At 65.8% G+C, this 19369-nt stretch carries 15 protein-coding genes; 5 read left to right on the top strand and 10 right to left on the bottom strand.

The window, feature by feature from the left end:
• Positions 1-45: 45 nt before the first annotated feature.
• The 6 genes from shc to AB4Y42_RS34015 form a co-directional block, all read right to left on the bottom strand.
• Positions 46-2064 (bottom strand): squalene--hopene cyclase, encoded by a 2019-nt coding sequence (gene shc / locus AB4Y42_RS34040; RefSeq protein WP_368696593.1) that lies wholly within the window; start codon positions 2062-2064, stop codon positions 46-48.
• A complete protein-coding gene (gene hpnE, locus AB4Y42_RS34035; RefSeq protein ID WP_368688686.1) occupies positions 2061-3329 on the bottom strand; it encodes a hydroxysqualene dehydroxylase HpnE in 1269 nt (422 codons plus the stop codon). Before hpnE ends, shc begins: the two co-directional genes overlap by 4 nt.
• Positions 3329-4180, bottom strand: a complete 852-nt coding sequence (hpnD, locus tag AB4Y42_RS34030) for a presqualene diphosphate synthase HpnD (RefSeq protein WP_368696592.1) — start codon at positions 4178-4180, stop codon at positions 3329-3331. Before hpnD ends, hpnE begins: the two co-directional genes overlap by 1 nt.
• A gap of 284 nt (positions 4181-4464) precedes the next feature.
• Complete coding sequence (locus AB4Y42_RS34025) at positions 4465-5409, bottom strand: diguanylate cyclase (RefSeq protein ID WP_324160122.1); 945 nt, start codon at positions 5407-5409, stop codon at positions 4465-4467.
• A complete protein-coding gene (locus tag AB4Y42_RS34020) occupies positions 5406-6029 on the bottom strand; it encodes a chemotaxis protein CheC (RefSeq protein ID WP_110383369.1) in 624 nt (207 codons plus the stop codon). The genes AB4Y42_RS34025 and AB4Y42_RS34020 overlap by 4 nt, the downstream gene beginning before the upstream one ends.
• Positions 6022-6390, bottom strand: coding sequence for a response regulator (locus AB4Y42_RS34015; RefSeq protein WP_321925897.1), 369 nt, complete (start codon positions 6388-6390; stop codon positions 6022-6024). The genes AB4Y42_RS34020 and AB4Y42_RS34015 overlap by 8 nt, the downstream gene beginning before the upstream one ends.
• A gap of 626 nt (positions 6391-7016) precedes the next feature.
• Between AB4Y42_RS34015 and AB4Y42_RS34010 the strand changes: the two genes are divergently transcribed.
• Entirely contained in the window at positions 7017-9296 is a 2280-nt protein-coding gene (locus tag AB4Y42_RS34010; protein WP_368696616.1) for an ATP-binding protein, read from the top strand.
• Positions 9297-9462: 166 nt separating this feature from the next.
• Positions 9463-10182 (top strand): hypothetical protein, encoded by a 720-nt coding sequence (locus tag AB4Y42_RS34005; protein ID WP_368696591.1) that lies wholly within the window; start codon positions 9463-9465, stop codon positions 10180-10182.
• Positions 10183-10221: 39 nt separating this feature from the next.
• Here the strand turns inward: AB4Y42_RS34005 and AB4Y42_RS34000 are convergent, their stop codons facing one another.
• Both AB4Y42_RS34000 and arsC read right to left on the bottom strand, forming a co-directional pair.
• Positions 10222-10776, bottom strand: a complete 555-nt coding sequence (locus AB4Y42_RS34000) for an NADPH-dependent FMN reductase (RefSeq protein ID WP_368688690.1) — start codon at positions 10774-10776, stop codon at positions 10222-10224.
• Between the two features lie 362 nt (positions 10777-11138).
• Complete coding sequence (gene arsC, locus AB4Y42_RS33995) at positions 11139-11492, bottom strand: arsenate reductase (glutaredoxin) (RefSeq protein ID WP_368696590.1); 354 nt, start codon at positions 11490-11492, stop codon at positions 11139-11141.
• A gap of 475 nt (positions 11493-11967) precedes the next feature.
• On the opposite strand from arsC, the gene parA reads away from it, so the two are divergent.
• Positions 11968-12630, top strand: a complete 663-nt coding sequence (gene parA, locus AB4Y42_RS33990; RefSeq protein WP_368696589.1) for a ParA family partition ATPase — start codon at positions 11968-11970, stop codon at positions 12628-12630.
• A 24-nt stretch (positions 12631-12654) separates the two neighbouring features.
• Entirely contained in the window at positions 12655-13734 is a 1080-nt protein-coding gene (locus AB4Y42_RS33985) for a ParB/RepB/Spo0J family partition protein (protein ID WP_368688692.1), read from the top strand.
• A 139-nt stretch (positions 13735-13873) separates the two neighbouring features.
• Here AB4Y42_RS33985 and AB4Y42_RS33980 read toward each other — a convergent pair whose 3' ends face one another.
• Complete coding sequence (locus AB4Y42_RS33980; protein ID WP_368688693.1) at positions 13874-15232, bottom strand: replication initiation protein; 1359 nt, start codon at positions 15230-15232, stop codon at positions 13874-13876.
• A 1875-nt stretch (positions 15233-17107) separates the two neighbouring features.
• Between AB4Y42_RS33980 and AB4Y42_RS33975 the strand changes: the two genes are divergently transcribed.
• Entirely contained in the window at positions 17108-18310 is a 1203-nt protein-coding gene (locus AB4Y42_RS33975) for a DNA-binding protein (RefSeq protein ID WP_368696588.1), read from the top strand.
• A gap of 65 nt (positions 18311-18375) precedes the next feature.
• Here AB4Y42_RS33975 and AB4Y42_RS33970 read toward each other — a convergent pair whose 3' ends face one another.
• Positions 18376-19368, bottom strand: a complete 993-nt coding sequence (locus AB4Y42_RS33970; RefSeq protein WP_368696587.1) for a tyrosine-type recombinase/integrase — start codon at positions 19366-19368, stop codon at positions 18376-18378.
• Position 19369 lies beyond the last annotated feature (1 nt).

Raw genomic sequence — 19369 nt, 5'->3', positions numbered from 1 at the left:
CTGCGATCACGGGCAGGGCACGCGCCTTGATACCAGCCGCCACGCTCACAGACCGACCGTGACGCGCGTCACGCCCGCGCGCTTGAGGTTGCGGTAGCGCGCCAGCGCCCACAGCGGGAAGAACTTGCGATAGCCGTGGTAGCGCAGATAGAACACGCGCGGGAAACCCGTGGCCGTGAAGCGCGTCTCGTCCCAGAGGCCGTGCTCCTGCTGCGTTGTCTGCAGATACTCGATGCCGCGTGCCACCGCCGGATGATCGACCGCGCCCGCGGCCATCAGGCCGAGCAGCGCCCAGGCCGTTTGCGAGGCGGTGCTCGAGGCGCGCTCGTAGCCGCGGTATTCGAGCTTGTAGCTCGTGCCGTCTTCGCCCCAGCCGCCGTCGTCGTTCTGGATCTGCACGAGCCATTGCACCGCACGCTTCATGCGCGGGTCGTCGTGATCGAGGCCGGCCGCGTTGAGCGCGCACAGCGCCGTCCACGTGCCGTAGATGTAGTTCATGCCCCAGCGGCCGTACCAGCTGCCATCGGCTTCCTGCTCTTCGAGCAGGTAGTTGTACGCGCGGCGCGCGTGCTCGCTCGCGGCCGGCAGTTCGCCGAGCTGCGCGAGCATCGACAGGCAGCGGCCCGAGACGTCGGCGGTCGGCGGATCGAGCAGTGCGCCGTGGTCCGAGAACGGGATGTTGTTCAGGTAGTACTGCGTGTTCTCCGGCTCGAACGCGCCCCAGCCGCCGTTGCTGCTCTGCATGCCGACCACCCATTCGCGCGCGCGGGCGATCGGGGCGTCGTAGGCCTGCGTGTTGTCGAGCTTGTCCACGCGGTCCATCGCGGCCACGACCACGGCCGTGTCGTCGACGTCGGGGTAGTGCGGGTTCGCGTACTGGAACGCCCAGCCGCCCGGGCGTACCGCCTCGCGGCGCGAGATCCAGTCGCCGCGCACGTCGAGAATCTGCAGCGGACGCAGCCATTCGAGGCCGCGGCGCGCGGCATCCTCGGCGCGGGCGTCGCCGGTCTCCAGCAGGGCGTGCGCCGCAAGCGACGTGTCCCACACGGGCGACAGGCAAGGCTGGACGTACGCTTCCTCCGTGTGCACCGTCACCAGCTTTTCGAGCGACTGGCGCGCGATCGCGCGATGCGGATGATCGGCGGGATAGCCGAGCACGTCGTACATCATCACGGCGTTGGCCATGGCCGGGAAGATCGCACCGAGACCGTCCTCGCCGTTCAGGCGCTCGTCCACGAACGCCACCGCGGCGTCGATCGCGCGCTGGCGCAGATAGCTCGGAAAGAGCGGATCGGTCACGCGCAGCACGCCGTCCACGGCGCGGAAGAAACCGAACCAGCCCTTGCTCTGATGCGGGGAGCGGGCGTTCAGGCCCACGCTCACCGGCGCGCCGCGGAACAGCTCGTCGATGCGCACGCCACGCGGGTTGCGCGCCACCGGGCGCTTTGCGCCCAGCACGAGCAGCGGCACGATCACCGTGCGCGCCCAGTACGACACCTTCGACAGATGGAACGGGAACCACTGCGGCAGCAACGTGATCTCGACGGGCATGATCGGGACTGCGTACCACGTGATCACGCCGAAGAGCGCGAGCAGGATGCGCGTGAACACGTTGACCTGCTCCGCGCCGCCCGCCGCGAGAATCGCCTCGCGCGCGCGCACCATGTGCTCGGCATCGTCGGCGTCGCCGATCATCTTGAGTGCGAAGTAAGCCTTCACGCTCGCGCTCACGTCCATCGCGCCGTCGGTGAAGAGCGGCCAGCCGCCGTCCGGCAGCTGGATGCGGCGCAGGTAACGCGCGATCTTCTGTTCGAGCTCGAGGTTCGCGGTTTCGCCCAGGTAATGCACGAGCAGCACGTATTCGGCCGGGATCGTGGCGTCCGCTTCGAGTTCGTAGACCCAATGGCCATCGGCGCGCTGGTCGGCGAGGATCGCGTCGGTCGCGCGCGCGACGGCGGCGTCGAGCGTCGCGAACGGTGCGGCCGTCTCATCGGCAAACGTGGGGGTGGGCATCGCCACGCCTGGCGTGGCGACGCCGAGCGTGTGCTGGGATAAATCGTTCATCTACGTTCCAAATTTTCGGTCAGGAGCAGCTCGGCGGCCTTGCGGCCCGAGCGGATCGCTCCTTCGATCGTCGCGGGCAGACCGGTAGCCGTCCAGTCGCCTGCAAGCATCAGATTGTTCCAGCGCGTGCGCGTCGCGGGGCGGCGCCATTCCTCGTCCGGCACCGCGGCGAAGGTCGCGCGCGCGTCGGCGCACACGCGCCAGGCGGGCAGCGGCTCGAGCGGCAGCGAGGCCGCCTCGGCCACGTCGGCCCACACGCGGCGCGCGATCTCCTCGGGATCGAGGTCGAGCACGCCCTGCGCGTCGTGGATCGTCGCCGAGAGGCGACCTTCGGCCGCGCACAGCCAGTGGGCCGTGCCGTTGACGAGCGCCATCGGCGTCACGAGGCCCGGCGGCGCCGGCACCGCGTAGTGCACCGTGACGATCGCATTGTGGCGCTGCGGCGCCTGCAGCGCAGGCACGAGCGCCGCGGCGGCCGCGCCGGGCACGGCCAGCACCACCGCCTCGTCGGGCGCGAGCGTGACGCGCCCGTCTGAAAAATCGAGTGCGGCGACGCGGCCCGCCGCGTCGTCGTACACGATCTCCCTGAGCGGCGAGTCGAGGCGAATCGCCGCGCCGCCGTGCTGAAGCATGCGCAAGGCCGGATCGACGAACGCGCTGGAAAGGCCCCCGCGCGCCGCCAGCGGCCGGAACGACTCGCCGCCCGCCGCGAGCGACTCGCGCAGCATCGCGCCCGCCAGCTCCGCGCTGCCCACGCGCGGCTCGACATTGAGCGCCGTGAGAAAGAACGGGTGCAGCAGCCGATCCCACAGCACGCCTTCGCAGCGCATGGTCTGCGCCATCGTGCGGCCCGGCTTGGCGAACAGCAGCGGCAGCAGCCCCAGATAGTCGGCGGCGCGCGTACCCGGCACGCGCGAGCGCGAATCGCCGATCCAGAACGGCATGCGCGAACGCGAGAAGCGCACCGTCCAGCGCGAGCGCGCGGCGATATCCATGAACGCGAAGCCCGGCTCGGTGGGGCCGGAGAGCGCGTCGCCGGCGCCGATCGTGCGCACGTACTCGAGCGTGCGCGCATGTCCCGCCAGCACCAGATGATTGCCCGTATCGAGCGTCGCCGACAGCGTGCGGTCGTAGTACGAGCGGCAGCGTCCACCTGCCTGGCTGGCGGCCTCGTAGAGCGCCACCTGCACGCCGCGCCGTTGAAGCCGCACGGCCGTCGCGAGGCCCGCAAGCCCAGCGCCGATGACGTGGACTAGCCGAGGCATCAGAACAGCGCGTAACGCGCGACGATCCACATGAGCCGTGCGCGCGGCTTGCTGACTTTCGTGCGCGGCAGGTCGAAGCCGCGATCCACGGTGCGCTCGAGCAGCACGCGGTAGACGCCCGACATGATGCGCGGCGCTTTCACCTGCGCGCGCGGCGCGGCGTCCATGATCGCGTCGGCCTGCGCGAAGTGCGCGCGGGCGCGCTGCACAAGCGTCTCGCACACACGCGGCAGCGACGGGTCGGCGGCGATCGTGTGCGGATTGCCGGCCGCGATGCCTTCGCGCGCGAGCAGCTCGCGCGGCAGATAGCAGCGGTTGATGTCCGCGTCTTCGTCGATGTCGCGCAGGATGTTGGTGAGCTGCAGCGCGCGCCCCAGATGGTGCGACAGCAAGCGGCCCGGCTCCTCCCGCATCCCGAAAATCCTCACCGACAGCCGGCCTGCGGCGCTCGCCACGCGGTCGCAGTACAGGTCGAGCGTGTCCTCGTCGGGGGCGCAGATGTCCTCGGCGGCGTCCATGGCCATGCCGTCGATCATCGCGTGGAAATCTTCGCGCTGCAGCCCGAACGTATGGATGTGGCGCGTGAGCGCCGCAAGCGTGGCGCGCGGCGTGCCGGCATAGCACGCGTCGATGTCGGCGCGCCATTGGTCGAGCCCTGCCGCGCGCTCGGCACGCGGCAGGTCGCTGTCCGCGATGTCGTCGACAGCGCGGCAGAAGGCGTAGACCTGATACATGGCGTCGCGCTGCGCAGGGGGCAGGATCCGCATCGCCAGATAAAACGAGCTGCCCGACGAAGCGGCGGCAGCGTCGGTTTGTTGTGTATCGTCCACGACGAGATTGGAAACAGCCAAGACGATCTCCGCTGGGGGCGCCCTCACGGGCGTTCGACTCTATTCGGGCCCGCATTGCCGCGGGTCGCCCGCGCGCGCGGACACGCGCGAGGCACCCGACCCTTAAATTGCTCGCCAGGAGGCGCGCAAGGCCGGAAACGGGCAAAAGTATATCAACCTTTGGGCGACCCGCGCAGGGCGGTCGGCGCATCAGGACCGCAGCGGAGACAGGGGCGCGCGGCCCCGGGGCATGCATGGGGCGAAGAGCCGGATTGAGGCGGGGGCCGTCGGCGCCCCGGCCGGGATCAGGCGAGCGCGACCGAGCGGTTGCGCCCCTGGCGCTTGGCCGTGTAGAGGGCGGCGTCCGCCTCGTTGATCATGCCTTCGTAGTCGGGCGCACCCGTGCGCGCCGTGGCGGCGCCGACGCTGGCCGTCACGGGCACGATCACGCCCTGCACCTCGATCGGTTCGTCGCCGATCGTGCGGCGGATTTTCTCCGCGACGTAAAGCGCGTCGTCCAGCGGCGTGCACGGCAGGAGCAGCGCGAATTCCTCCCCGCCGAAGCGGCCGAACACGTCCTGCTTGCGCACCACGCCCGAGACGCGCTGCGCCATCGAGCGCAGCACCGTGTCGCCGGCCACGTGGCCGAATTCGTCGTTGATGCGCTTGAAGTGATCGAGGTCGAACAGCAGCATCGACAGCTCGCCGCCGTAGCGCTGCCAGCGCAGGAATTCGTCGGCGAGGCGCGTTTCGAAAAAGCGCCGGTTCGCGATGCCGGTGAGGCCGTCGCGGTCGGCGTATTCGCGCAGCTTCGCCACGGCGTCCTCGCGCTCGCGCTGCATGACGCTCACGTGCGTGACGTCCGAGATGGTCACGCACACGGCGATCACATCGCGCCCGCGCATGAGCGGCATGAAGGTGCAGTCCTGCTGCATGTAGTCCACACCGCCCGTGATCGGCCGGTCATGGTCGAACTGGAACAGATACGGGCGCTGCTCCCACGAGCTGAACGCGAAGCTGCCCAGCTGGAACACGCTCTCCACCTTGCGCGTGAGCCACGCGCGCGGCAGGTCGGGGAAGCGCTCGAAGATCGAGCGGCCGATCACGTCCTCGGCGGTCACGCCGCTGTGATCCTGCATGAAGCGGTTCCAGCTCAGCACGTTCATGTCGCGATCGACCACGAAGATGCCGAAGCCCACCCGTTCGACCACGAGGTCCGCTAGTGTTGGCAACCCGGCTGGCTCGTTCATAGGCTATGTAACAACGCGTCGATGGCCCGGCTCACGACATGGATCGACTCCTCGGCCATCAGCATGACGAGGTGGGCGCGAAAGCGCTGGTCTTCCAGCGCGAAATTGACTTCGACGAGCAGCGCGACGTCCCAGGCGAGCAGGCCCGGCTGGAACACCTCGTCGAGCATGATCGCCTCGCCGAGCAGGCCCGGCTGCGAAAACACCGGCATGCGCCCGAGCTGGTCGAGCATCGACGACACGCACGCGCCCGTGAGCGCGTTGGCGACGTCGAACATCAGTTCTTCCTCAGTGAGGGCATCGTCGCCGATCGTCGCATAAGGTCCGCCGACCAGACTGCCAAGTTCGGCGATCTCGCCGCTGCGGCAGATCACCAGCGCCTCGCCCTTGATCTCCGAGCGAAAGCCCTGGCGCACGGCCGCAACCGGGCCGTCGATACCGGTCATCTCGCGCAGCGCCGCCGCGGCCTCGGAGACGGCGACCACGCGCACGCGCGGCACCGACAGCTCGATGAAGGCGTTGAGCAGCCCCGACAGTCGCGTCGCAGCCTGCCCCATGCCGAGATTGGCGATCTCCTGCAGCGCGTCGCGCTGGAGTTCCGTAAACACTCGATCAGGCATACAACCCGTACTCCTTCAGGATGGGCAGCAGCGCCTCCTGGGTTACCGGCTTTGCGACGAACGCCGCCGCGCCGAGCGCGTGCACGCGCTCGCGGGCACGAGGCTGGACGTCCGCGGAAACGACGATCACGAACGTATTCAGGTCTTCGTGCTGCAACGCTTCGAGGACCTGAAAGCCCGTCAGGTCGGGCATCGTGAGGTCGAGAAACATCACAGCCGCGCGACCGGCGCGGTAATGGGCGAGCGCTTCGTGTCCGTTCGACGCGTACGAAATCGCCACGTCCCAGTCCTCGGGCAGCGCCTTCGTGAGCACCTTGCGGGCTAACAGCGAGTCATCGGCGATCACGATGGGCAAGGACATGGATATGCTGAATGAGTGTGCGTTGGACGGAGTGCGTTTCGACGGATTAACGGCGGCGTGGGCAATTACTTTAGGGAAACTGCAAAGAAAATTGCAAACCGGGCCGAATAATTCGTAACGCATAAACGGACCCGCGCGCGGGCGCGCGGGCGCGCCGACGCAAGGCGCATGGCCGCGCCGTTGCCCAATGGCTACCGGCAACCCGTGCGCCGGTCGTGAAGGCCCTCGTCTGCATGCCTGCAGCCACCCCGTAGCGTGGCCATGCGCCGCAATGGCGAGCATGGCGCTCATGCGAATGCGTTATTTATCGTGTCCGGGATTCTCGAATCAAATTGAATCAAATGCAACTCGCCGTTAATCAATCAACGAACAAAATCGACTCATTCCAGCTAGTTTATGGAAATAAATGATCCATCCCCTAAATAAAGAACGTCGATTATCCCTTTGTGGTACGTTTGCGCTTTGCCGATTTTCGCGCATTCGGCATCCGGCGAGAGGAAAACCCCTGGGCGGCCAGCCTGCCGCACGATGCTTGCGGCGCGCCGGGGATGCGCTGGCGTCGGGGCGTCATCGCGGTCGTTTATCATGTCGACTGCCCCGCCGCCTTTTCCCTGCTTTTCCGTACGATGATTGCTGACCGGCCCGAGCGGCCAGACGAACGCATAGCCCAGCCGCCCCCTGCCGACGACGCGCCGTTTCCGGCCGCGCCGGGCCACGACTTCACGGTACGCCGGCGCACGCTGCTCGCGCTGCTCGTCGCGGCGATCGTGCTGCCGTGCCTCTACGTCGCCGCCATGGCGTACAACGACCTGCGCGCGCGCGAAGCCGACGCCACCGACACCACGCTGCGCACCGTGCGCGTGGCCGAAGAGCACGCGCTCAAGGTGTTCGACATGAACGAGGCGCTCGACGCGCGCGTCGTCGACCTCGTGCGCGACCTGAACGACGACGGCATCCGCGCCAGCGAGCCGCAGATCCACGAGAAACTCGATGCGATCGGCGGCGGTTATCCGCAGGTGGCGGCGGTGTCGATTTTCGGGACGGACGGCGCCCTGCTCGCGAGCAGCCGCTATTCGCCGCCGCCGCCCATGTCGATCGCCGCGCGCGACGACTTCACCGGCATCCGCGACGGCCACGTGCTCGACCATGTCTCGCGCGTGATGCAGGGCCAGGTGAGCGGCGAGACCGTGTTCAACATGGGCGTGGCGCGCCTCGACAACGCCGGCGGATTCGCGGGTCTCGTCTCGGTCGCCTTGCGCCCCGGCTATTTCAGCTCGTTCTACCGCGACCTGCTCGGCCCCGACTCGCCGATGTCGCTCGGCCTCGTGCGCAGCGACGGCACGATCCTCGCCTTCGACCCGCCGCCGCGCGTGGACGCCCCGGCGATCACGCCGCACTCGCCGCTGGGCGCCGCGCTCCAGCGCGGCACCGAGTCCGGCGTCGTGCGCATGCATTCCGCGCTGCTCGGCAGCAACGTGATCCTCGCGTTCCGGCGCGTGGGCGCGTACCCCGTCTACGTGACCTGCGCGTATCGCACGCCGGCGATCTGGGCGGCCTGGTACCGGCACCTGAGCGTGCTCATCATCTCGATGTTCACGCCGTCGATTGCCCTCTGGTGCGTGATCTGGCTGTCGCTGCGGCGCCTCGCCGCCGAAGAGGAGGCGTGGGAGCGCTGGCAGGCCGAGGCTTCGATGCGCCGCTCGATCGAATCCGCCTACCGGCAGTCGCGCAAGATGGAAGCGCTCGGCAACCTCGTGGGCAGCGTCGCGCACGACTTCAACAACCTGCTGATGATCGTCTCGGCCAACGTGCAGATCGCGCGGCGGCGCGGCGCGGCGGGCTTCGAGCGCGAACTCTCGGCGGTCGAGCGCGCGCTCAAGAGCGGCCAGTCGCTCACGCGCCAGTTGCTCGGCGTGGCGCGCAAGCAGCCGCTGCGCAACGAGACGATCCACGTCGGGCGCTGGCTGCCGGCGGCCCGCGAACTGCTGCGCGCGTCGCTCGGCGCGAAGGTGTCGCTCATCGTCGAAGTCGACGACGACGTGTGGTCCGTGCTCGTCGATGTGGCCGAATTCGAGCTCGCGCTCATCAATCTCGCCGTGAACGCGCGCGACGCGATGCCCAACGGCGGCCGCTTCACGGTGCGCGCGCGCAACATCAGCTTCCGGCCGGGCGAAGGCTTCCCGCTCGACGGCGACTTCGTGCATGTCACCCTCGAAGACACCGGCACGGGCATGCCGCCGGATGTGCTCGCGCGCGCGTTCGAGCCGCTCTATACGACCAAGTCGAAGGGCACGGGCACCGGACTCGGGCTGCCGCAGGTGTTCGCGTTCTGCGAGCGCACCGGCGGGCTCGCCGCCATCGACAGTGCGATCGGCGCGGGCACGACCGTGCATCTGTATCTGCCGCGCTCGCTCGCCGAGCCGCCCGCGCCGCGTCCGAGCGAGCCGCGCGAGGAGAGCGCCCAGGTGCAGCACGGGCTGAACGTGCTGCTCGTGGAGGACAACGACGAAGTCGCGGCCGGCACCGAGGCGCTCCTGCAGATGATGGGCCACCGCGTGACCTGCGCGAGCGACGCGGCGAGTGCGCTGGAACGGGTCGAAGCGCCGCCTGCCGAGGGCGAGCCCACGCCGCGCTTCGACCTCGTGCTTTCCGACATCCACATGCCGGGGACGATGAACGGCATCGATCTGGCCGAGGCCCTGCAGGGGCTCGAGCCGGACCTGCCCGTGATCCTCGTGACAGGCTACGCGGAGGAACTCGAGCGCACGCGCAATGCCGATGTGCGCGTGCTGTCGAAGCCGTTCGACATCGCGCTGCTGGAGAAGATGCTCGAGGCGATTCGCGAGGACCGCCAGGCGCGTGCGAAGCGCGAGCACGATGCGACGCTCCCGAGCCCTCGCGCATGACAGGCCGCGGGTGACGCGCCTCGCGGCACGAGGCTTGCGGCAGGCGGCACGACCCGCAGAATCAGGCGGTTAGACGTCGCGCGCAGCATGCGCCAGCCGATGCACGAGCCACGCACAATCGGCGCATGATGGAAGCAGGCGTCGCCATCTGGCGAAGGAGGCTGCCATGAAACAGACCGTGACCGGCGTTTTCCAAACCTACGACGAAGCACGCCACGCGCAGGACGCGCTGCTGCAACGCGGCTTCGCGGCGGGCGACATCGACCTGCCGGCGCGCACCGAGGGCGTGCTGGCCGGCATCGAGCGGCTCGTGGGAAGTTTTTTCTCGTCGACGGGCGATGCGCGTCGCACCACCGAGGTGCAGACGGGCATGACGCCGCCGCCGGGCAAAGCGGTGCGCATCGGCGTGCACGTGAGCGATGAGGCGCACGCCAATCTCGCGTACGAGACGCTGCGCGAAGAGCACGCGACGGAAGTCGCGCTACGCGGCACGCCGTGGGCTTGGCCCGCGACGGACCGTCCGGTTGCGCGCGAGCACTCGGCGCTCGACGAACTGGGTCTCTCCGAATTCGCCGACGCCATGCGCCGCCGCGCCGCGCAGACTGAAGCGGCACGCGAACGAGGCTCCGTTGCCCCGACCGTCGAACCCACTGTCGAACCGGTGCGGCCGACGAGCGAGGCCGAAGCGACCGTGCTCACCTCCGCCAGTGCACCGGGCGCCGGTGCGGTGATGGGCGCGCATCACGTGGACGTTCCTGGCGCGCCCGAAGCGACGCGACCCGCAGCGGGTGTCGCGCCGCAAATTCCGGACGAATTCCTCGAATACGAGGAAGACACGCCCGAGCACCACAAGGATATGCCGGGGCAGCGCCGCACGTTGCACTGAAGCCCCTCGCGCCAATGCGGCGTGGGTCGCGATCAGGCGTCAGCGGCCGAGCTGGCGCTTGACCCAGGCCACGTAGGTGTCGACGAAGCCCTGCAGGAACTTGCGCGTATCCTCGCTGACGATCTCGCCTTTCTCGTTGATGCGGCTCGGGTCGTGCTTGATGAACATCTCGGGCTGACCGAGCAGCGCGACGTCGAGATAGGCGAGCACGTTGCGCAGATGCTGCTGCGAGAGCGCTGTGCCCGTTGCCCCCACCGACGTGCCGAGCACTGCGCCCGGCTTGCCGCGCCACGAATTCGTGCCCCACGGCCGCGAACCCCAGTCGAGTGCATTTTTCAACCCGCCCGGAATCGAGCGGTTGTATTCGGGCGTGACGAATAGCAGGGCGTCGACGGCTTCGATCTGCTGCTTGAAGCGGCGCGCCACCTCGGGATAGTCGGCGTCGTATTCCTGGCTGTACAGCGGCAGCACACCGATGTCGAGATACTCAAAAGTAAAATCGGCGGGGGCCAGCGAAGTCACCGCGTGTGCGAGTTGCCGGTTGAATGAATCCTTGCGCAGACTGCCGACCACAACTGCGATCTTGTAGGCCATTTCGGTTTCCTCGGTAGCGCGCGCGAAGCGCAGTGGAAGGAAACATCATCATAGACGCGTGCGCATTCCGGCGATGCGCACGCGCACGCCCGGACCCGCCCGATATCAGTATCGGCGCGGCGCTGTGGATAACCAGGGGTAACGCGAATTTATCCACAGATTTTGGGCATAAGCTTGTGGACAACTTGCGTGGAGAGCCGATGAACAGGGGCCTCGCGTCGGATTCGTCTGCAGGTTAGCAAAGATGCAATTTCCATGCGCGCATGGCCGGGTTGGCACCTCGTCCATGCACGCGGGCGCATGCGCTCGCAATTCGCTCGCGTTTGGCGCGTGAGCAACCCAACGCATGCATCCCGGCAAGGTCAACCGAACAGCGCCGCGATGTTTTCGGTCGGGCGTCCGATCACGGCGCGGCCATCGCGTACGACGATGGGTCGCTGCAGCAGAACCGGATGCCGCGCAATTGCTTCGTAGAGCTGATCATCGGTGACACCGGGTGCATCGAGGCCGAGCTCCGTGTACTCGGTTTCGCCGGTGCGGATCATGTCGAGCAACGTGCCGCCCAGCATTGCGTGCAGCGCCTTCAGTTGGCAGACGGTGAGCGGCTGCTTCAGGTATTCAATCACCTCGACTGGCTCGTTCGCCTTTGCGGTGGAGACCAGCTCGCAAGCCGCGCGGGACTTGGAGCAGCGGGGGTTGTGGTAGATCGTGATCATGGCGTCGGAAGTGCGAGAGGGGAGTAGTGGGTGAGCCTCGGTGAGGCCGGGGCGTCGCTGCGATTTTACCGGGGGGCGTGTTGGCACGCGTAGGGCTTCAGTCGATGAGGTCGGACTCTTGTGCTCAAGGCTTGCTGCCAGGGGGTCCCGCGTGTGGGATTCGCGCTGAGATTCTCCGGTCGCGCGCTTGTGCGAGACGGGAGTGCGACGAGGTGAGCCTGACTTTATGCGCATAAAGCGGTGAGGTCCGCGCAGGGTCATCTTCCAGCGCGCCCGTTATTCGACGGATCGACACCACGCAAGCGTATGTCAGTACTGCAGGCGACCGCTACGCGGCATCCCCATCCTCCCCCGAGCTTTATGCGCATAAACCTTATCCGAATGGCTAATTCAGCCACGAATTACACCAAAAATCATTGAACTGAAAAACATTCCAGGTAAAATCCCAACCTAATAGCAAAAAGGAGAATACCAATTGGCAGCAGAGATAATCGCAGTCACGCAGCAAAAGGGCGGAGTCGGCAAGAGCACGATCGCGATGCATCTCGGCGCGGCCTTTCACGAGAAGGGGAAGCGGGTTCTCGTCGTGGATGCCGACGGCCAAAACACGCTGGTCCATTGGGCCAGTGCGTCAGCCGATGGTGATACCGGCATCCCGTTTCCGGTCGTCAATCTTTCGGAAGCCGGTGGCCAGATCCACCGGGAGATCAAGAAGTTCGTCAACGACTACGACGTGATCGTCGTGGACTGCCCGCCGTCGATCACGGAAAAGGTCTCCGGTGTGGTGTTGCTCGCTGCGACCGTCGCCGTCATCCCGACTTCGTCTTCTCCGGCTGACTACTGGTCGAGTGTCGGTCTCGTGAAGCTCGTCCAGCAGGCCCAGGTCATGAATGAAGATCTGCGCGCGGTATTCCTGCTGAACAAGACCGAAGAGAAGCGCATGCTCACCCGCGAGCTGAAGCGCGCCCTCGAAGAGCTTGGTTTCCCTCTGCTCAGAACGCAGATTCCCACACGAGAGGCGTACAAGCAGGCGATGGCCTTGGGCCAGACGGTTCTGCAAATGAACGACCGCGGCGCTCGCCTCGCCGCAGTGGAAGTGCGCGCATGTGCCGACGAGATCGCGGCGATGCTCCCCTGACTTTATGCGCATAAAGGACCCTGAATGAAACCCTCCCAATTCGCCAAAGGCTTTCAGGCTCGCCCTGACACGACGAGCAGCGAGAAGCGCACTGCGCTCGACCGCCTCAACGCCATCGACGGGCTCGTCCAGGACAAGCCAAAAACGCGCGAAGTTGCTGGGCGCTCGAGTCAGCCTGCGCTTGTGACGGGCCTTGAACCTGCCGTCGAGCCGATTCTCGACGACGCAGTCGGCCTCGAAAACGAGTCGGTCGAATACCGCGCCTGGCGCATCGCGCAAGGCTACCGCCCGGGGCAGATCATCGAGTTGCCCCTCAAGGACATCAAGCCGAGCCCCTTCAACCCGCGTCACTTTTATCTGAAGGCCTCGATCGCCGAACTCGCTGTCAATCTCGCGAAACAAGGTCAGCAGCAGGCGATCCATGTGATCCCCGACTACGCAGCGCCGGGCAGCTACTACGTGAGCGATGGCGGCCGTCGCGTGCGGGCCCTGAAAGAAGCGAACAAGGAAGTCGTCAAGGCCATCGTCGTCGACCTGCCGATCGGCATCCAGAGCTACAAGCTCGGTTACGACCTGAACGTCCAGCGTGATTCGCAAACCGTTTTCGATAACGCGGTGGTCTGGAAGCGATTCATCGACGAAAAGCATTTTCAGAGTCAACGCGAACTTGCGGATCACCTCGGCCTCGACGAATCGACAGTCGCGGTCGCGCTCGCGATCGGCAAGTTGCCGGAACCGGTCATGCAGGAAATGGTGGCACGCACGGACCGCTTCGGCTCGAACATGGCCTATCAGGTCGGGCGCTATCACGGCGCGCGCGGCACCGACGCCACGCTGCGTCTCATCAACCGCATCGTGGCCGACGACCTCAGCACGCGTCAGGTGGCGGATATCGTGAAAGGCCGGGCGAGCGCACAGGAAAGCCCGAAGCCGGCTGGGCGGCAACGCTACGCACAACGGCTGGAGATCAAACTGGATGGTGTCGCCGTCGGCGACCTGAAGTCATATGGCGACGACCGGCTCGAGTTGCGCCTGAAGGGACTCACCAAAGATCGACGCGACGCGATTCTTCAGCAGATCGAGCAGATCCTGAAGACGAAGTAAGGTTGGAAAATGTGTCGACGGCTGCCATGCTTTGGGCGGACCGTCGACGATGGAAGCAGGATCGTTTCACGCCTTCCAATCGGCCGAACGGCCCCCACCATCACCGCCCCGCCTTGCACGGGCCGGCCACTCCTGACGCTCAGGCAGCGCGCGTCTGGCTCAACGTGAACGCGAGCAGATCGCCGTCGGTCGGTTCGCCCCAGGTCTTGCGCGCGAGCCAGTCGAAGAACGCCGTATCGGCCAGTTTCGATTCGAGCCCACGACGACGCCAGTCGTCGCGCAAATGCGTGCCCAGTCCGGGCAGTTCATCCGTCTCAAACGACTGACGCGCCAGTTCGCGCTCCATGTCGCCCTGCTCCTCGTAGAGCGAGCGCGCTTCCTTGCGCCGATACGCCGCGTATTCATCGAGCAGGCGCGCCTTCGGATCGTCGGCCGTCACCGCTGCCGCCGCGCTGCGGCCCACGGCCGGTGTCGCGCCAGCCGCCGTCTCGACCGGCGGCGCATAGCCCTTCTTCAACGCGTCCTTGAACAGCGCCGCGGCGCTGCGCACCGGCGGCAGGCTCGTACTGCGCATGCGCTGTTCGGTCAGCTGCAACGCGGCGCGAATGCGGTTTTCCTCGCTGTCGGCGTAAAGCGACTGCGCTTCCTTGAGCGGGATCCCGATCTTGACCATGCGGTCGACGAGCGTGCTGTCGAACACATTCGGATGCTCGTCGAGCGCAAGCATCGGCTGTTTGCGCTCGGTTACGCGAAACTGGATTTCGGCGACCCGGCGCCCTTCGCGGTGCTCGATCAACTCGACGAAGATATTCGTCACCGCGTTCACTTCGGCAATCGCTGGCCGCAGATAATCGCGCTTGAAATACTTGTACTCGCGTTTGGCTTCGTCGCCCGCTTCGGTGTCCGGGGTGCCGGACAGGATCGGGCGCCACCACTCCCAGGTCTCGCGCATCGTCAGATGGCTGGGGTTGGTCAGATAGCGCACGCAGATCTCGTAGAGCGCCAGCCCCGCGCTGCTGCGCAACTGACTCTGGAATTGCAGGCTCAGGCGGGCGTACTGGACCGGATCCAGCAGCTTCTTCTTGATCTTCGGCGCGAATGAGAACTCCACCCAGACGCGACGGGTTTGCGGATCCTCAAGAATTTCCGCGTCCGCAATCAGCGTGGAGATCCCCCACTTGCGACCGGGCTTCTGGCTCGACGTGCCCTGGCTCCATTCGACCTGCACCGACACCATGCGACGCAGGTGCTCCTTCACGAGCGCCGTATCGTTCGAATCGAACGCCGAGTTGGCGACGATGTCGGACAGCAGCGCACGGTAGGTATCGCCAGACTCGTCGGCCTGCTGGGCGACGGCCAGCAGGACGTTGAACAGCTTGCGGGTCAGCAGGGTGATCTTGCCGCTCTTCGGCTGGATCGCGATCGCCTCGACGGCCTTGCGCAATTCCGCCGAGCTGGGGCTTACCACATCGGTCTTTTTCACGCGCTTCGTGGCCATGCGTCGGGTCGAGGAGAGAATTTCGCGAAAGGATACCGTCTGTGGTGATAGGCGTCTATAGGGCCTCCCTCACCATTGCCGGTGATGCGCATCTCGCGCGCGCCGCTCACCGCGACACCTTCCCGTATCGCCTCACCTTTAGCCAGACGCCCATCCGGCGGGGCGCTTTGCGTCATGCACGATCCGGCTGGGTTCCGCATTTCTGCCGGTTGCCAGGGGGCGACATCGGCTCCCGTATTCGCTCACCTTAAATATTTTCGCGCGGACGGTGAAAAAAGTCCGTCGATGGTCGCGAAATCCTGGCGACCGGCCAGTTGTCAACCCAAACATACGCAATGAGGCGATCGCACTGCAACAAAACATGGCGTGTCACCGGCACAAAGCGATCGGAAAGCCCCAATTGTGGCGGCAAAAGTGGCCCGACACGGCGATCGAGGCATCTAATCATCGGCGCGGCGCCCAAAAGTGCCCGAAGGATCCCGAAAAGCCTCACCTGTCGTCGCGCGGACCAATCACATCGAACCGCTCCCGAAGGCCGTCGCTGCGGCTGCCATGCCGTAACCGCTCCTGAAAACCCTCACCTTTGGCGTCCAAGTACGGTTCCGCTGCACCGTCGTGGCCTCTCCCGGAGATCCTCACCATTCATCGCATCGAAAAGAAAAATTCAATGGATTCCGTGACTTATCCACATGCGTGGCAGGCGGGGGACGGCGATATCGGCTCCCGCATTTCCTCACCGCAGATCGCGACGCAAAATTCAACCACGTGCGAGTTTGCCGCGAAAACCCTCCTGAAAAATCTCACCCACGCTGGATTCCAACCGGGAGCGACACCATCCGCGAACCCGTAATCTCGGCGTTTGCAGCGCAGTGAACACCAACTTTCTCCCGAATCGGCTCACCTTCGGCAGGAAATGTGCCAAAAAGCGCCCCCGAAAAGCCTCACCTTATCCCTCCAGGCGCCAACGAACGCCTCTGGTTTCGCGGCACTGCGGCAATCTCCCGAAAATCCTCACCTTATGTCGCGAAAAGTCTTCGCGAACGTCCTGCGGGCAGCTGGCCGATCCGCGCGGCTCGCGTGCAAGCCCCCGAAAAAGCTCACCTCTGGGCCCCGAAAGCGCCCATTTCGCCCGATTTCGGGCGTCGGCTCCCGAAAAACTTCACCTTCGACTCGCATTTTTTCCCGATCCTTCTCACCCCACGCGTTTTCGCCCCTCGATTTCGCCGAAAAATGGCGCCAATCGCCCCTCCCGAATCCGCTCACCGTTGCATTTCCAGTAACATCCAGGCCAGGCCCGGCCACGCGTGATCTGCCCGGCCGTGACTTCCCGTATCGCCTCACCCTTGCCGGGAAGTCAAGAATCCCCCCGCTCCTGAACCCGCTCACGTCCTCTCCTGCAGTGGCTCACCGGCGTTCCCGAAGCCCGCCACCCATCTGTCCCGCAGGCGCTCACCCAAGGTCCCGTAAAGCTTCACCTGATCGGCCGCAAAGTCCCGCCAGGTAAGGATTTGCCGTGGCGTTAACGTTTTTAACCGGTATCAAGGGTGTTTACTTTTATATCTCTCAAGCAAGAATCCCCCCGCGAGCTACCCGAGATATCCACATCCCAAACCAGACACCGCGCCAGATCCTCGAGGCCGCTCGCGTGAAACAACGGATCGCAGTAGAATCGAGCGAGAAATTCGCGCGTTTACAAGGGCTTATGAAACAAAGTTCGATTTGTTTCACGGAAGCCCCACGCTAATTGCCTCTCGCGACGAGATAAAGGCCCCATGAGCGCCATTTTGCCACTCCCGGCAATCTCCAGATTCAAAAACGTAGCAAATAGAACGTAATTTGTTATTATTCGTCCACTCCCCTGCCGAGAAGACGAAGATGCGAGACCAGGACCGCCAGGCAATCCGCGAAGAAATCGAGGATTTGCGCAAAAACGGAGCACGCAGGCAGGAACTGTCCTTACACGCCTGCAAACGCTTGTTCTTCGATTTCGAGATCAAGCCATCGATGGCTGCCGTCCGTGAGCTGACCCAAACCGGAAGCGCCAGCGACATCCCCAAGGACATCGAGCTTTTCTGGCAGCGCATTCGCGCGACTTCCAAAGTGCGGGTCGGCGCCGGGGCCATTCCGCCCGCGCTGGAAGAGCGCGCCGGCGAGTTGCTGGGCGCGCTTTTCGAGGAAGCGCTCGCGCTCGCGGGCGAAGCCCTGCAGGCGGACCGCACGGAATTCGAAGCCGGCCGCCTCGATGCCGAGCAGGCGACCCGGGAGGCCGAAGCCCGTCGTTCAGCCGCCGATGAGATGCTGCAACGCAGCGAAGCGCGTGTGGAAGCCGCCTATGAGCGGGTGCGCGAACTCGAAAGCCAGCTCGCCGCGACATCCGCCCAGGGCGTCGCGGCACATGGCAACCGCGAAGTGCTGGTACAGCGTCTGGAAATGGAAAACGACGCCCTGCGCAAACGGGTCGAGGCGGAGCAGACCACCAACGCGGGGTTGCGCGATCGCATCGACGGCTTGCACGAGGAAATGCGCAAGAGCACCGAGCATTACGCGCAGCAGATCAAGGACGCGCTCGCCGAGGCCGAACGGCGCGTCAAGCCGATGCTGGTCGAACTGGATTCGTTGCGTTCGATGTCGTCGACCTGGCAGGCGGCCCAGCGCGATGCCAGCAAGAAGGAATTCGATTTCATCCAGCAGCTGGCGACGGCGAAGGCCCGCGCCGACCGGCTCGACGCCGTGCTGCGCGAACGCTCCGACGAAGTGGACGTGCTCACCCGCCAGGTCACGGCATTGCGCGGACAGCAGGGACTCGACACCTCGGTCGCGTCCTTGCTGTGTTCACTCGCCGCCGCGGGCCGGCTAGGCGCAACCGAACTGGCGAACCTCGGCACCGTGGTCGATGGTCACGTCGCCTTGCCCGCGCGTTGTCCTAACTGTCACGAAGGGGAACCGGAGTTGTCCGAAGTGGACGAGGGTTTCGAATTCACGTGCCCGGAGTGCGAGCACACCTCGGGAGCGGGGGCGTCGAAGCTTGCGGCGTACGCGCGCTTCATGGCCGGCAAGCATTCGCACGAACAGGCTTGACGTGAGCTTTTACGGGAGGCGCGCACGCGCCTCTCAAACGCCCGATCACCGGCCGACGCGGCGTTTCACGCCTCGTCCGCTTGCTCAGAGATGTGCTGGGACGCCTCGCGTTCCGCCCACGTTTTCCATGCGCGATGGAGCCGGCCCGCAGAGATCGGCTGCAGGAAGCCGAGCCACTGCCCTACCTGATCGGTATCGACGCCGCGCTCGAACAGGTCCGCCGCGAACGTGTTGCGCAAGGTCTGTGGGCTCGCGCGCTCGGCGCGCGTTTCCGCCACGCCGGCCGCTTCCATCAATGCGTCGATGGCGCGCAGCACCGTGGCCTTGTGCATGGGGCGCCCCGAGGGCGAGCCCGGAAACACCAGCTGTCCCGGCAGTCCAGCCAGGCGGCGTGCTTCGAGCCAGGCGCCGAGCACGTCGACGGCAAACGGCGTCAGTCGCGTGACGCGCGTGAATGCCGGGTTGGCGGCTTCGATCGTGACCCACTCCGAGCCGATCGCCACGCAATCGAGCGTGAGCGCGATGGCGTCCCCCGTTTTCAATCCGCCGCCCAGAAAGATGGCGACGAGCGCCCGGTCGCGGCGTTCGCGCCATCGTTTCGCAGCCGATGGCTCGACGAGCGGTGAGAACAACTGGCCGATGATCGCGGCGCGCTCGGCGGTCGCCAGGAAGCCGGTCGGCTCGTTTTCGCGCGCGTTGCGCCATGCGGCCTCGCCGTCCTGGGCGATGAAGCGCGCCGGATTCGTCGAGGCAAGTTCGATTTCGCGCACGTGATCGAGCACGCGCTCGATGAGCCGCAGGTAGCGAAGCCGTTGCGGTTTCTTCACGTCGAGGCTCGCGACGAATTCGGCGATCGTGCCGGTATCCACGGTCATGATCGTCTTGCGCTTGAGCGCGAGCCATTCGAGAAAGCGTCCCCATTGCACGCGATAGACCTCGGCGGAGGAACGGCGCAAGTCCTGCGAGGCGAGCCAGGCGTCGAACGCGGCGACGGGGTCGCGCTGCCAGTCCTGGCGTTGCTGGTCGAAGAGGTCGCGTGAGGAAGTGGAAGACGCCATC

It is taken from the genome of Paraburkholderia sp. EG286B, assembly GCF_040965655.1.
In the GTDB taxonomy this organism is placed as follows: domain Bacteria; phylum Pseudomonadota; class Gammaproteobacteria; order Burkholderiales; family Burkholderiaceae; genus Paraburkholderia.
The sequence above is the reverse complement of the archived record's forward strand: the minus strand, read 5'-3'. Positions and strand labels throughout refer to the sequence as shown.